Genomic DNA, 14,464 nt, shown 5'->3' on the forward strand with positions numbered 1-14,464 from the left:
AAAGCGCGTTAAAGGGCGATGACGAATATTTGGCGGGCAAGCATCCCGTGTTGGAAGCGATGAAGGCCGGACGTTCGATCAATAAGATCTTTATCTCCAACCAGGCGCAGCGCTTCCTGATTCAACCGATCATGGAAGGCGCCAAGGAACGCGGTATCGTCGTGCAGCAAGTAGATAAGAGCAAGCTTGACCGGCTCGTTCCCGATTTGCAGCATCAAGGCGTCGTGGCGCAAGTCGCGGCGGCGGCTTATTATGAAGTGGACGAGCTGCTAGCCCGCGCGGCCGAGCGGGGGGAAGCCCCGTTGATTATTCTCCTTGACGAAGTAGAGGATCCGCACAATTTGGGCTCCATTTTGCGTACGGCGGACTGTACGGGCGTGCATGGAGTGATCGTTCCCAAGCGCAGAAGCGCGGGCTTGACCCCGATCGTCGCCAAGACGTCCGCGGGAGCGGTAGAATACGTGCCGGTGGCAAGAGTCGCCAATCTCGTGCAAACGATGGAGAAGCTGAAGGAAGCCGGCTTATGGATCGCGGGAGCGGACGTCGGAGCCAAGGAAGGCTTCTACGACACCAATCTAACGGGCCCTCTCGCCATCGTAATCGGCAACGAAGGCCAAGGGTTATCCCGGTTGGTCAAGGAGCGTTGCGATTTTATCCTGTCGTTGCCGATGGTCGGGCAGATCAACTCATTGAACGCTTCCGTGGCCACGGGAGTCATTTTGTACGAAGTCGTGCGCCAGCGGCAGCAGGCTTCGAAAGCCAAAGGCGCCGCGACTCCGGCTAGCCCGGCTTCGGACCATGCGTGAGAAAGGCATGTTCCAGCGCGAAGACGTCTTGCTAGTCGACGGCTACAACATGATCGGGGCGTGGTCAGAGCTGGCCGCGCTGAAGAACGAGAAGCTGGAAGACGCCAGGGACGCGCTATTGGACATGCTTTCCGATTACCAGAGCTATGCGGGGCTGGTACTCATCGTCGTTTTCGACGCCTTCCGCGTACCGGGTACGGGCGCGGAGTATCGGCACAAGAAGAAAATGAAGGTCGTATACACCCGCGAACGCGAAACCGCCGACGAGTGCATCGAGCGACTGGTCGGCGAATGGACGTCCGTGCGGCGTAATATTTACGTGGCGACCTCGGATCTGGTGGAGCAGAATGTCGCCTTCGGCAAGGGGGCGCTTCGAGTCTCGGCACGAGAGCTGAGGTTAGAGGTAAAGCAAAGCCGCTCCGACATCCAGACGGTAATTACTAATGAAACCAGCCTGAAAAAAAATCCGCTCGGCGGCGCTTTGCCCGATGACGTGCAGCGCCGATTGGAGAGGATGAGAAGGGGGCTGGGAGAAAATTGAAGCGAAACGTGGCTTTTATTGACAATTTTACCACCGGGGGCGAACCCCTCGAAACGGCAAAAACATTGACGCTACGCGCTAGATCAAGTATATTGATAATAGTTTGTTAGAGTTAAAGGTTCCAGTACGCCCATGCAGACCGGAGGGATGTTCGTGAGTGTCGACTTGGAGAGACTGGCAACACGTGAGTACGACTTCAAGGCCGACGAGGACATCGTTGAATTCGTTCGCATTGGCGACAGCGAAGCTTTGGAGTTTCTCATTCATAAATATCGTAATTTCGTGCGGGCGAAAGCGCGCTCTTACTTTCTGATCGGCGCGGAGCGGGAAGATATCGTGCAGGAAGGCATGATCGGGCTATACAAGGCGATTCGCGATTTCAAAGGCGATAAGCTGGCCTCGTTCAAAGCGTTCGCCGAGCTGTGCATCACCCGTCAGATCATTACCGCGATCAAGACCGCCACCCGTCAGAAGCATATTCCCCTTAATTCCTACGTTTCATTGGACAAGCCGATTTACGATGAAGATTCCGATCGGACGCTGCTCGACGTCATTTGCGGTTCCCGAGTATGCGACCCCGAGGAAATGATCATCAACCAAGAAGAGTTCTACGGTCTTGAAGATAAGATGTCCGAAATCTTGAGCGACCTGGAACGTAAAGTTCTTATGCTATATCTGGATGGACGCTCCTATCAAGAGATCGCAGTCGACCTCGACAGGCACGTGAAGTCGATCGATAATGCACTCCAACGGGTGAAGCGCAAGCTGGAGAGATATCTCGAGATTCGCGACCTCGGCCTCTAATCGCCGCTGGGGATAGGGTTTCCGGCACTCATACGATAAAACGAACGGCAGCCGCTAGCTTGAGCTGCTTTTTTATTTGCTTAGGAAGGGTTATAGGTAATAGATTTGGCAAATAACTGCCCCTTTGACGGTTAAGAACCGCAAAAAAAAGGAAGAATGGTACGATGGATGAGGGACGGGCGCGGTCTTACACCCTATTTGTCCGTTTGCCAATAGTAGGCTAAAGACACTTTTCGTTGACATCGATTTGCCCCTGTGATAAATTATTTTAGTAACCTTAACGTGGTTTCTTATGCGCTGGCTCCGAATCATCGGCGAAACACCAGGAATTGTTGTCTTGATGATTCGTCATCGGACGGGGTTCTCACTCGGCCTTGGTTCGCCAAGCTGAGGTTTCCGCTGAATGGTTGTATTTTTATGAAGTTATGATCCCGGGAGGTGGAAGGGATGCGGGTGATTATCACTCTAGCTTGTACGAACTGCAAGCATCGGAATTACACGTCGAGCAAGAACAAACGGACGCACGCCGATCGCATCGAGTTGAAGAAGTTCTGCAGATTTTGCAATGAACACACTCCTCACCGCGAAACGCGCTAACTCCTAGGAGGTAACAACGTGACTTTCCTGGCCAAAATGAAACAAAGCTTTGGGTCATTTTTTTCGTTTTTCGGCGACAGCTGGAGCGAATTAAAGAAAGTCCGCTGGCCCAACCGGAAAGAGCTCGTCAGCTACACGGTCATCGTTATTGTGACAATCCTGCTGGTAACGATCTACTTCTGGGGTTTGGACATCGGCATTTCATCCCTCGTCGGTCTTATCATCTGACGTAGGAACCAAAGGTGGCTTTTCCATGGAGAAAAGATGGTATGTAGTGCACACGTACTCCGGTTACGAGAACAAGGTCAAGGCGAACTTGGAGAAACGCGTGGAATCTATGGGTATGCAGGACAAAATCTTCCGCGTTCTTGTTCCGATGGAAGAAGAGATCGTCAACAAGGACGGTAAGAAAAAGACGGTTATGCGTAAAGTGTATCCGGGTTACGTTCTAGTGGAGATGGTCCAAACGGACGATTCCTGGTATGTGGTCCGCAATACTCCGGGAGTAACCGGGTTTGTAGGCTCTACCGGTTCTGGATCGAAGCCGACGGCGCTTCTGCCTGATGAAGTAGAAGGAATTCTGCGTCATATGGGCATGGACGAGCCGAAGCCGGTTATCGATTTCGAACTCAAAGAGAACGTTCGAGTCAAGGTGGGTCCTTTCGCGAACTTCGTCGGTTCCGTAGAAGAAATTCTCGCCGACAAGAGCAAGCTTAAGGTGCACGTCAACATGTTTGGCAGGGAAACCCCGGTTGAGTTGGATTTCACTCAAGTGGAAAAGATATAAGAATCCTTACGGGTTCTGGGTTTCTTGAAAGAGCGGGAGGAACGGGAGTTCCGTTAAACCGCATTACGGGTCAGGGAGGTGTGCAACATGGCAAAAAAGGTTATCAAATTGGTGAAGCTTCAAGTAAACGCGGGTAAAGCTAACCCTGCGCCGCCGATCGGTCCTGCACTTGGTCAAGCTGGCGTAAACATCATGGCTTTCTGTAAAGAGTTCAATGCTCGCACGGCGGATCAAGTGGGATTGATTATTCCGGTTGTTATTTCCGTATACGAGGATCGCTCCTTTACGTTCGAGACGAAGACTCCGCCTGCTGCGGTATTGCTTCGCGTAGCTGCTGGAATTCCTAAAGGATCCGGCGAACCGAACAAAAAGAAAGTCGCTACTGTGAAACGCGCGAAAGTTCGCGATATCGCAGAGCAAAAAATGCAAGATCTTAACGCGGCTTCCGTTGAAGCGGCTATGCGTATGGTCGAAGGAACGGCTCGCAGCATGGGCGTCGTTATCGAGGACTAATCGCCTGCTGCCCTTCGGGGCGCTTGCGTACCGCGGTTCTTATATGAACCGCTTGTGGGAGGAAACTTCCGTTAAAACCACAAAAGGAGGAGAACAACTTGGCTAAACACGGTAAGAAATATGCAGAATCCGTTAAGCTGATCGATCGCGATGCTACCTACGAATCGTTGGAAGCTATCGAACTCGTGAAGAAAGCGGCAACGGCCAAATTCGACGAAACCGTCGAAGCAGCTGTCCGCCTCGGCGTAGATCCGAGGAAACAAGATCAAGCAGTGCGCGGCGTAGTCGTCCTGCCACACGGCACCGGCAAAACGCAACGCGTCCTCGTATTCGCGAAGGGCGATAAGCTGAAAGAAGCTGAAGCAGCCGGCGCGGATTACGTAGGGGATGCTGACCTCATCGCTAAAATCCAACAAGGATGGTTCGAGTTCGACGTCTGCGTCGCGACTCCGGACATGATGAGCGAAGTAGGTAAACTCGGTCGTATTCTCGGGGGTAAAGGTTTGATGCCTAACCCTAAAGCTGGTACGGTAACGAATGACGTTACGAAAGCCATCAACGAGATCAAAGCCGGTAAAATCGAATACCGTCTGGACAAAGCCGGACAAATTCACGCTCCGATCGGTAAAGTTTCTTTCGACGCTGCGAAGCTCGACGAGAACTTGAAAGCTCTGATCGACGCGTTGAGCCGCGCGAAACCTGCATCTTCCAAAGGCGTTTACCTGAAAAACATCTCGATTTCTTCGACGATGGGACCAGGCGCTCGCGTAAATGCTTCGGTATATCGCTAATCCATTCAGATCCTCGGACTGAGCGGACGGTAAAAACTGTCTTTGACATCGGAATGCCTTAATGGTAAGCTGATGAAGCTGATAAACGAATATGGATACCGTAGACCGTAGGTGCAAGACGCGAGCGCGATTTGTCGGCAAATGCCGGCACTGAGGCCGTCGTTGAGCTTAATTTCCTACCGAGGTGTGTGGATAGAGTTTTTCTCTAGTTCGAAATGCTTGCATTTTGATGCTATGAGCAAGATCACGTCATGCCTCCGCGATGTCTGCGGGGGCATTTCTTATGCCTCCGGGAACCGCGGGCTGAACATACGGTAATGCCAAGACTTAGGAGGTGTACACAATGGCAAATGCAAAAATCATCGAAGGTAAACAACAAGAAGTAGAAGTGATCGCGGCGAAACTGCGCGAGAGCAACTGTACGGTTGTTGCGGATTACCGCGGCCTGAACGTGGCGCAAGTGACTTTGCTTCGCAAACAATTGCGTGAAGCCGGCGTTGAATTCCAAGTGTTGAAAAACTCCTTGGTGAGCCGTGCTGCCGCAAGTGCCGAGTTGAACGAGCTGGATTCCGTTCTGACTGGTCCAACTGCAGTAGCTTTCGGTAAAGACGTCGTTGCTCCAGCGAAAATCCTTAGCGATTTCGCGAAGAAAAACGATGCTTTGAAAGTAAAAGGCGGTATCGTTGAAGGGCGTTTCGTAGACGCTGCGCAAGTTAAAGCACTTGCTGACCTGCCTTCCCGCGAAGGTTTGTTGTCCATGTTGCTTAGCGTTCTGCAAGCTCCGGTTCGCAACTTCGCACTCGCTGTCAAAGCGGTGTCCGAGAAGAACGAAGCAAGCGCGTAAGAAGATCGGGCGTACAGCGGTCGATTATCACAATAAGAAGATCAGTTGATCTTAAATTATGGAGGGTACTCAAATGAGCAAAGAGCAAATCTTAGAAGCCATTAAAGTGATGACAGTTCTTGAATTGAACGACCTGGTTAAAGCAATCGAAGAAGAATTCGGCGTAACGGCTGCAGCTCCAGTTGCTGCTGGCGGCGCAGTTGCGGTTGCTGAAGTTGAAGAGCAATCCGAATTCGACGTTGTTCTTGTTGATGCTGGCGCATCCAAAATCAACGTAATCAAAGCTGTTCGCGAAATCACGGGCCTTGGCTTGAAAGAAGCAAAAGACCTCGTAGACAACGCTCCAAAAGCTGTTAAAGAAAAAGTAGCTAAAGAAGAAGCAGACGCAGTTAAAGCTAAGCTTGAAGAAGCTGGCGCTAAAGTAGAAGTTAAGTAAGAAGCAGATCATCAAACCCCTTGAAGATTTTCTTCGAGGGGTTTGTTCATGTAAAAATTTGATTATGCTTAGAGAAGGCGAAGACGTTCTTTGTATGCCGTAATGTTGGAGGAGCTTGGGTGAACGATCATTATTACTCGAATAAACCGAAGTCGGCTAGCGACAGGCAAGTATTCGAAACGGTGCTTCGCGGAATTAAACTCCGATTGACATCCGATGCCGGCGTGTTTTCGCGGGACGGGGTGGACTATGGCAGTCGGGTGCTTATCGAGCATATGGAAATCCCGCACGACGCCAAAGTGCTGGATATCGGTTGCGGGTACGGCCCGATCGGCTTGATTGCTGCCCGCCTTGCGCCGCAAGGACATGTTACGCTAATCGATATCAACGAACGCGCGGTTGAATTGGCTAGACATAACGCGCAGGCGAACGGCGTTGATAACGTAAACTTCGCGCCAAGCGATCTATTCTCAGCGGTAGGCACAGAGACGTTCGACGTGATTCTCTCTAACCCTCCGATTCGAGCGGGCAAAGCCGTCGTCCACCAATTGTTCGAGGAATCGCGGAAGCATCTTCGGCCAGGCGGTACGATATGGATCGTCATTCAGAAAAAGCAAGGCGCTCCATCGGCGAGAGCTAAGCTCGAAGAAATTTACGGCGATGAAGCGGTCGTAGAAGTCGGCAAGGATAAGGGCTATCGGATTTTCCGATGCACGAATCGTCAAAATTAAAATAATTTGACTTGACATTTTGGCTGTGGTATTATTAAAAAATGTCAGTATTAGGATGGGCTAATTGTCTTCAACACAATAATGCTGTAAGCCCGGTCTTTTCCCAGGAATAAATTCTCTTCAGATGGCGTATAATGGGTTTGTTTTGGGGTAAAGGCAGGGATGAGTTGCCATTGTGCCGCCAACCGGCGCATAAGGGCTTTTCTTTATTTATGTGTTGAAGCAGACTTAAGGGGTGAGGTTAAGTTGGCAGGACATCTTGTTCAGTATGGCCGCCGTTCGCGGCGCAGCTACGCCCGCATTAATGAAGTGTTGGAAGTACCGAACCTGATCGAGATCCAGCAGCAATCGTACCAGAAATTTTTGGACGAGGGTTTGCGGGAAATTTTTCAGGACATTTCGCCAATCTCGGATTTCACCGGAAATCTCGTGTTGGAGTTTATCGATTATAGCCTCGGCGAACCGAAATATTCGGTGGACGAATCCAAAGAGCGCGACGTAACTTACGCAGCTCCGCTTCGCGTTAAGGTTCGATTGCTCAACAAGGAAACGGGCGAGGTTAAAGAGCAGGAAGTATTCATGGGCGATTTCCCGCTCATGACCGAAACGGGTACTTTCATTATCAATGGTGCGGAACGCGTAATCGTCAGCCAATTGGTTCGCTCCCCAAGCGTCTACTTCAGTACGAAGGTAGATAAGAACGGCAAGAAAAATTACACGGCAACTGTCATTCCGAATCGTGGAGCTTGGCTTGAGCTTGAGACGGATGCTAAAGATATCATATACGTGCGGATTGACCGGACGCGTAAGATCCCCGTAACGGTGCTTCTTCGCGCTTTGGGCTTCGGAACCGATGCCGAGATTCTCGATTTGCTCGGACAGGACGATTACATTCGCAACACGCTGGAGAAGGACAATACGGACTCTACGGAGAAAGCGCTGATCGAGATCTACGAGCGCCTTCGTCCGGGCGAACCGCCTACTCTAGAGAACGCTCGCAGCTTGCTGATCGCTCGGTTCTTCGATCCGAAGCGTTACGATCTTGCGAACGTTGGACGTTACAAAGTCAATAAGAAGCTGCATATCAAGAACCGGTTGTTCAACCAACGTTTGGCGGAGACGCTTGTGGACCCTTCCACAGGCGAGATTATCGCCGAAGCCGGTCAGATGATCGATCGCAGATTGCTGGATCAAATCCTGCCAGCGCTCGAGTCGAACGTGGGCTTCAAAAACTACCGCGTAACCGGAGCCGTTTACGAATCCGAGGACATTCCTTTGCAGTCGGTTAGCATTTTCTCGCCGATCGAAGACGGTAGAGTCGTAAAAGTCATTTCCAACGGCATCATCGACAAATCGGTGAAGAACATTACGCCTGCGGATATCATCTCGTCGATCAACTACTTCATGAACTTGCTGCAATCCGTCGGCAACACGGACGATATCGATCACTTGGGTAACCGTCGTCTGCGTTCCGTTGGCGAATTGTTGCAAAACCAATTCCGTATCGGCTTGTCCCGTATGGAGAGAGTCGTACGCGAACGGATGTCGATCCAGGACCAGAACGCGATCACGCCTCAAGCGTTGATTAACATTCGTCCGGTTATCGCCGCGATCAAGGAGTTCTTCGGATCTTCGCAGTTGTCCCAGTTCATGGATCAGACGAATCCGCTTGCCGAGCTTACTCACAAGCGCCGTCTATCCGCGCTCGGACCTGGCGGTCTGACGCGCGAACGCGCGGGCTTCGAAGTTCGTGACGTCCATCACTCCCACTATGGCCGGATGTGTCCGATCGAGACGCCGGAGGGACCGAACATCGGTCTGATCAACTCCTTGTCTTCCTTCGCCCGGATTAACGAGTATGGCTTCATCGAAGCTCCGTACCGGAAAGTAGATCCGAATAACAATCGCGTTACGGACGATATCGTCTACATGACTGCCGATGAAGAAGATAACTACATCATCGCGCAAGCGAACGCGAAGCTGAATCCGGACAAATCGTTCGCCGAAGAGAACATTATCGTTCGCTATAACAAGCAAACGGATAACATTCTTACGATGCCGAGCGATCGCGTTGATTACATGGACGTTTCTCCTAAGCAGGTTGTGTCCGTCGCCACGGCGATGATCCCGTTCCTCGAGAACGATGACTCCAACCGCGCGCTCATGGGATCCAACATGCAACGTCAAGCCGTACCTTTGCTCATTCCGGAAGCGCCTTTCGTAGGTACCGGCATGGAGCACAAGTCCGCTAAGGACTCCGGGGTATGTATTGTATCCAAATATGACGGTTATATCGAACGTGTTTCCGCCAATGAAATCCAATTGCGCCGGGTCGAGATGATCGAAGGCAAGGAAGTCAAAGGCGACATCGTAAAATATAAGCTTCAGAAATTCATGCGTTCCAACCAAGGGACTTGCATCAACCAACGTCCGCTCGTTCGTCGCGGGGATATCATCAAGAAGGGTGATATCATGGCGGACGGTCCATCCACGGAAACGGGCGAATTGGCGCTCGGCCGTAACGTCGTCGTTGCCTTCATGACTTGGGAAGGTTACAACTATGAGGATGCGATCCTGCTGTCCGAGAAGCTCGTCCGCGAGGATGTCTATACTTCGATTCACATCGAGGAATACGAATCCGAAGCTCGCGATACGAAGCTTGGACCTGAAGAAATCACGCGCGACATTCCGAACGTCGGCGAAGACGCTCTCCGCAACCTCGACGAGCGCGGAATCATCCGCGTGGGCGCCGAGATCAGCGCCGGAGACATCCTGGTAGGTAAAGTTACTCCTAAGGGCGTGACGGAGCTTACGGCCGAAGAGCGCCTGCTGCACGCGATCTTCGGAGAGAAGGCGCGCGAAGTTCGCGACACTTCCTTGCGCGTACCGCATGGTACGGACGGAATCGTCGTTGACGTTAAAGTATTCACGCGGGAGAACGGCGACGAGCTTCCTCCTGGCGTTAATCAATTGGTTCGCGCTTATATCGCTCAGAAACGGAAAATTTCCGAAGGCGATAAAATGGCCGGACGCCATGGTAACAAAGGGGTTATCGCACGGATTTTGCCGGAAGAAGATATGCCGTTCCTGCCGGACGGAACGCCTGTACAAGTCGTTCTTAACCCGCTGGGGGTACCTTCCCGGATGAACATCGGTCAAGTGCTGGAAGTTCACTTGGGAATGGCGTGCAAGCTTTTGGGAATTCATGCGGCCACTCCGGTATTCGACGGCGCGACCGAGCACGACGTGTTCGACACGATGGAAGAAGCCGGCATGCAGCGTAACGGTAAATGGCGTCTGCGCGACGGTCGTTCGGGCGAGCTGTTCGAACGCGAAGTAACCGTCGGCGTCATGTACATGATCAAACTCGCGCACATGGTCGACGACAAAATCCATGCTCGTTCTACGGGGCCGTACTCGCTCGTTACCCAACAACCTCTCGGCGGTAAAGCGCAATTCGGGGGACAACGGTTCGGGGAGATGGAGGTATGGGCGCTCGAGGCATATGGAGCCGCTTATACGTTGCAAGAAATCCTGACCGTCAAATCCGATGACGTCGTCGGCCGTGTCAAAACGTACGAATCGATCGTCAAAGGCGAGAACGTGCCTGAACCGGGCGTTCCGGAGTCGTTCAAAGTATTGATCAAAGAGCTCCAAAGCTTAGGCATGGACGTTAAGATCTTGTCCGGCGACGAGCAGGAGATCGAAATGAAAGAGATGGACGACGAAGACGATGCCGCTGGAGATAAGCTGAATCTTAATCTCGAGGGTTCTGAAGTCGGTGTCGAATAGTGACGGAGGACGCGCGCTGGAATAGCGTCGCGTCCGTCGGTCGCCACGTCATACGCCGGGCCTTCGGGGCCGTCGTTAAGATCCGAAATCTTAGCAACGATGAAGGAGGGCTTGCTCCTTGTTAGACGTCAATAACTTTGAGTTCATGAAAATCGGCTTGGCTTCACCGGATAAAATCCGGTCTTGGTCCAGAGGCGAAGTCAAGAAGCCGGAAACGATAAACTACCGGACATTGAAGCCGGAAAAAGAAGGTTTGTTCTGCGAGAAGATTTTCGGACCGACCAAGGACTGGGAATGCCATTGCGGAAAATACAAAAGAGTACGTTATAAAGGCGTTGTCTGCGATCGCTGCGGCGTCGAAGTCACTCGCGCGAAAGTTCGCCGCGAGCGTATGGGTCACATCGAGCTAGCCGCTCCCGTTTCCCATATCTGGTACTTCAAAGGAATTCCTAGCCGCATGGGGCTTGCGCTCGATATGTCCCCGCGTTCTTTGGAAGAGATCATCTATTTCGCTTCTTACGTAGTTACGGATCCGGGCGATACGCCTCTCGAGAAGAAACAATTGCTCTCGGAGAAGGAATATCGCAGCTACCGCGATAAATACGGCTATGCTTTCCATGCCGGAATGGGCGCGGAAGCCGTTAAACGTTTGTTGCAAGACATCGATCTCGACCGCGAGCTCGAGATGCTCAAGGAAGATCTTCGCACGGCTCAAGGCCAACGTCGTAACCGCGCGATCAAACGCTTGGAAGTCGTTGAATCTTTCCGTAACTCCGGCAACTTGCCGGACTGGATGATTCTCGACGTACTGCCGGTCATTCCTCCGGAATTGCGTCCGATGGTTCAATTGGATGGCGGCCGGTTCGCGACAAGCGACTTGAACGACCTGTACCGTCGCGTAATTAACCGGAACAACCGGTTGAAACGTCTCCTTGATCTCGGGGCTCCCGACATCATCGTGCAGAACGAGAAGCGCATGCTGCAAGAAGCCGTCGACGCGTTGATCGATAACGGCCGTCGCGGCCGTCCGGTAACGGGTCCGGGTAACCGTCCACTGAAATCCCTCAGCCACATGCTGAAAGGGAAACAAGGACGTTTCCGTCAGAACTTGCTCGGTAAGCGCGTTGACTACTCCGGACGTTCCGTAATCGTCGTAGGGCCTAGCCTAAGGATGTATCAATGCGGATTGCCGAAAGAGATGGCGCTCGAGTTGTTCAAACCGTTCGTAATGAAAGAGCTTGTACTGAAAGGTCTGGCTCACAACATTAAGAGCGCGAAACGCAAAGTAGAACGCGTCAGTCCGGAAGTATGGGACGTGCTGGAAGAAGTCATCAAGGAACATCCGGTGCTTCTCAACCGTGCGCCTACGCTTCACAGACTCGGTATCCAAGCGTTCGAACCGATCCTCGTCGAAGGACGCGCGATCAAGCTTCACCCTCTCGTATGTACGGCTTACAACGCCGACTTCGACGGTGACCAAATGGCCGTCCACGTTCCGTTGTCCGCGGAAGCGCAAGCGGAAGCCCGTTTGCTCATGCTGGCAGCCGGTAACATCTTGAACCCGAAAGACGGCAAACCGGTCGTCACTCCATCCCAGGATATGGTTCTTGGTTGTTACTACCTGACAATGGACAACAATCAGTCTTACGGAACGGGTATCCGTTTCGCCGACGTGAACGAAGCGATTTCCGCGTACCAACGCGGAACGACGGGAATCTCCTTGCATGCCCGCGTAGTCATTCCTGTGCGCGAGCTCAAGAAGAAAACTTTCACGCCTGAGCAACAAGAAGCGCTGATCGTTACGACGATCGGTAAAATCATCTTCAACGAAATATTCCCGGATTCGTTCCCGTACATCAACGAAGCGACCAAAGCGAACTTGGTTAAAGGAACGCCGGACAAATACTTTATCTACGACAAAGGCGCGGACATCAGCAAGTTCATTGAAGATCCCGCGATTCCTGCGGCTGTCGGTAAAGAGTACTTGGGTAACATCATCGGCGAGTGCTTCCGTATTTACCATACGACGAAGACTTCCGTTATTTTGGACAACATCAAGCAACTCGGTTTCACGTATTCGACTCGCGCGGGTATCACGATCGGCGTATCGGACGTAATCGTACCTCAAGAGAAAGTAGAAATTCTCAAGAAGTCCGAAGAACGCGTTTCCGTCGTCGCTACGCAATACCGTCGCGGTCTGATCACGAACGAAGAGCGTCGCGACCGCGTTATCGAGATCTGGAGCAAGACGAAAGACGAGATCACGGACATTCTGATGAAATCCATGGATCGCTACAACAACATCATGTTGATGGTAGATTCCAAAGCGCGGGGTAACAAATCGCAAATCACCCAATTGGGCGGTATGCGGGGTCTGATGGCCAACCCGTCGGGACGCATCATCGAATTGCCGATCAAGTCGAACTTCCGCGAAGGACTTACCGTATTGGAGTACTTCATCTCCACTCACGGAGCGCGGAAAGGTCTTGCCGATACGGCCCTGCGGACTGCCGATTCGGGTTACTTGACCCGTCGTCTGGTAGACGTAGCGCAAGACGTCATCGTTCGCGAAGACGATTGCGGAACGGACAAAGGCATTACCGTATCCCGTATCGAGGACGGTAAAGAAGTTATCGAGGACTTGTTCGACCGTATCGAAGGTCGTTATGCATTCGCGACGATCCGCAATCCGGAGAACAACGAAATTATCGTTAACCGCAACGAGCTCATCGATACGCCTAAAGCGGAAGAAATCGTCCGCGTGGATATCAAGAGCGTACAGATTCGTTCGGTGCTTAGCTGCCGCGCCCGTCATGGCGTATGTAAGCTCTGCTACGGGCGCAACCTGGCAACGGGCAAGAAAGTCGAAATCGGGGAAGCGGTCGGTATTATCGCCGCGCAATCCATCGGGGAACCGGGAACGCAGCTCACGATGCGTACGTTCCATACCGGGGGCGTTGCCGGAGACGATATCACGCAAGGTTTGCCGCGGATTCAAGAGCTCTTCGAAGCTCGTAATCCGAAAGGTCAAGCGATCATCTCCGAGCTTGACGGCGTCGTTAAAGAAATTCGCGAAACGAAAGATCGTCGCGAGATCGAATTGCAGGGCGGGGCGGAATCCAAAATCTACCCGGTCAGCTACGGTTCGCGTATTCGCGTAGTCCAAGGACAACAAGTCGAAGCTGGAGACGAGTTGACCGACGGTTCTATCGATCCTAAAGAAATGCTGCGGATTAAAGGTATTCGCGGGGTGCAGAACTACATTCTGCAAGAAGTACAACGCGTATATCGTAACCAAGGCGTTGAAATCAATGATAAGCACATCGAAGTTATGATCAAGCAAATGCTTCGTAAGATCCGTATCGTCGATCCGGGCGATACAGTTCTTCTGCCGGGCGCGTTCGTGGATCTTCACGAATACGAAGCGGCGAACCGCGATGCGATCCTCTCGGACAAAGAACCTGCGGTTGCCCGTCCGGTATTGCTCGGGATCACGAAAGCTTCGCTCGAGACCGATTCGTTCCTTTCGGCCGCGTCGTTCCAAGAGACGACGCGCGTTCTGACCGACGCTGCCATCAAAGGCAAAGTCGACAGATTGCTCGGCTTGAAAGAGAACGTCATTATCGGTAAGCTCATCCCGGCGGGTACGGGTATGGCGCGTTACCGCAATATTCGCGTCGTGTCGCCTTTTGACGAACCGACGGACGAAGCGGCTGAACTCGAGCCGGTCGGCGTAGAGTAATTCATTAAGGCTTGGCAATTGAACGGCGGATACCAATATAGGTATCCGCCGTTTTTGCTTCGTGCGATCCTTCGTCAAAA

General features: G+C 52.2%; 13 protein-coding genes and 1 other annotated feature. All 13 genes read left to right on the forward strand.

Going from position 1 to position 14,464, the window contains the following annotated elements; translation table 11 throughout:
• The first annotated feature begins 29 nt into the window (after window positions 1–29).
• The 13 genes from rlmB (at window position 30) to rpoC (ending at window position 14,384) form a co-directional block, all read left to right on the forward strand.
• Window positions 30–806: a 23S rRNA (guanosine(2251)-2'-O)-methyltransferase RlmB gene (rlmB, locus tag D7Z26_RS25900; RefSeq protein ID WP_267901021.1), complete on the forward strand. Its 777-nt coding sequence runs from the start codon at window positions 30–32 to the stop codon at window positions 804–806.
• Between the two features lie 7 nt (window positions 807–813).
• Entirely contained in the window at window positions 814–1,347 is a 534-nt protein-coding gene (locus tag D7Z26_RS25905) for an NYN domain-containing protein (RefSeq protein ID WP_120979995.1), read from the forward strand.
• 153 nt (window positions 1,348–1,500) lie between these two features.
• On the forward strand, window positions 1,501–2,151 hold the full coding sequence (gene sigH, locus D7Z26_RS25910; RefSeq protein WP_120979996.1) for an RNA polymerase sporulation sigma factor SigH: 651 nt from the start codon (window positions 1,501–1,503) through the stop codon (window positions 2,149–2,151).
• 447 nt (window positions 2,152–2,598) lie between these two features.
• Complete coding sequence (gene rpmG, locus D7Z26_RS25915) at window positions 2,599–2,748, forward strand: 50S ribosomal protein L33 (protein ID WP_120979940.1); 150 nt, start codon at window positions 2,599–2,601, stop codon at window positions 2,746–2,748.
• 18 nt (window positions 2,749–2,766) lie between these two features.
• Complete coding sequence (secE, locus tag D7Z26_RS25920) at window positions 2,767–2,976, forward strand: preprotein translocase subunit SecE (protein ID WP_120979941.1); 210 nt, start codon at window positions 2,767–2,769, stop codon at window positions 2,974–2,976.
• Between the two features lie 25 nt (window positions 2,977–3,001).
• A complete protein-coding gene (gene nusG, locus D7Z26_RS25925) occupies window positions 3,002–3,535 on the forward strand; it encodes a transcription termination/antitermination protein NusG (protein ID WP_120979942.1) in 534 nt (177 codons plus the stop codon).
• 87 nt (window positions 3,536–3,622) lie between these two features.
• The gene (gene rplK / locus D7Z26_RS25930; RefSeq protein WP_120979943.1) at window positions 3,623–4,048 is read left to right on the forward strand and encodes a 50S ribosomal protein L11; all 426 of its coding nucleotides are present in this window, start codon (window positions 3,623–3,625) and stop codon (window positions 4,046–4,048) included.
• A 98-nt stretch (window positions 4,049–4,146) separates the two neighbouring features.
• Window positions 4,147–4,839, forward strand: a complete 693-nt coding sequence (gene rplA, locus D7Z26_RS25935) for a 50S ribosomal protein L1 (RefSeq protein WP_120979944.1) — start codon at window positions 4,147–4,149, stop codon at window positions 4,837–4,839.
• 80 nt (window positions 4,840–4,919) lie between these two features.
• Window positions 4,920–5,130 (forward strand) — a sequence feature (ribosomal protein L10 leader region).
• 52 nt (window positions 5,131–5,182) lie between these two features.
• Window positions 5,183–5,683 (forward strand): 50S ribosomal protein L10, encoded by a 501-nt coding sequence (gene rplJ, locus D7Z26_RS25940; RefSeq protein ID WP_120979945.1) that lies wholly within the window; start codon window positions 5,183–5,185, stop codon window positions 5,681–5,683.
• Between the two features lie 73 nt (window positions 5,684–5,756).
• The gene (gene rplL, locus D7Z26_RS25945; protein WP_120979946.1) at window positions 5,757–6,119 is read left to right on the forward strand and encodes a 50S ribosomal protein L7/L12; all 363 of its coding nucleotides are present in this window, start codon (window positions 5,757–5,759) and stop codon (window positions 6,117–6,119) included.
• A 119-nt stretch (window positions 6,120–6,238) separates the two neighbouring features.
• Window positions 6,239–6,850 carry a class I SAM-dependent methyltransferase gene (locus D7Z26_RS25950; RefSeq protein ID WP_120979947.1) on the forward strand — a complete coding sequence of 204 codons (612 nt, stop codon included), beginning with the start codon at window positions 6,239–6,241 and terminating at the stop codon, window positions 6,848–6,850.
• 246 nt (window positions 6,851–7,096) lie between these two features.
• On the forward strand, window positions 7,097–10,642 hold the full coding sequence (gene rpoB / locus D7Z26_RS25955; RefSeq protein WP_120979948.1) for a DNA-directed RNA polymerase subunit beta: 3,546 nt from the start codon (window positions 7,097–7,099) through the stop codon (window positions 10,640–10,642).
• A gap of 118 nt (window positions 10,643–10,760) precedes the next feature.
• Window positions 10,761–14,384 carry a DNA-directed RNA polymerase subunit beta' gene (gene rpoC / locus D7Z26_RS25960; RefSeq protein ID WP_120979949.1) on the forward strand — a complete coding sequence of 1,208 codons (3,624 nt, stop codon included), beginning with the start codon at window positions 10,761–10,763 and terminating at the stop codon, window positions 14,382–14,384.
• Window positions 14,385–14,464: the final 80 nt, after the last annotated feature.

This window comes from Cohnella endophytica (assembly GCF_003628305.1).
Lineage (GTDB): Bacteria > Bacillota > Bacilli > Paenibacillales > Paenibacillaceae > Cohnella > Cohnella endophytica.

Excerpts from the sequence above, each read along its gene's own strand:
- D7Z26_RS25905 (WP_120979995.1), top strand. The coding sequence starts at position 814 with ATGTTCCAGCGCGAAGACGTCTTGCTAGTCGACGGCTACAACATGATC.
- rpmG (WP_120979940.1), top strand. The coding sequence starts at position 2,599 with ATGCGGGTGATTATCACTCTAGCTTGTACGAACTGCAAGCATCGGAAT.
- nusG (WP_120979942.1), top strand. The coding sequence starts at position 3,002 with ATGGAGAAAAGATGGTATGTAGTGCACACGTACTCCGGTTACGAGAAC.
- rplK (WP_120979943.1), top strand. The coding sequence starts at position 3,623 with ATGGCAAAAAAGGTTATCAAATTGGTGAAGCTTCAAGTAAACGCGGGT.
- rplJ (WP_120979945.1), top strand. The coding sequence starts at position 5,183 with ATGGCAAATGCAAAAATCATCGAAGGTAAACAACAAGAAGTAGAAGTG.
- rplL (WP_120979946.1), top strand. The coding sequence starts at position 5,757 with ATGAGCAAAGAGCAAATCTTAGAAGCCATTAAAGTGATGACAGTTCTT.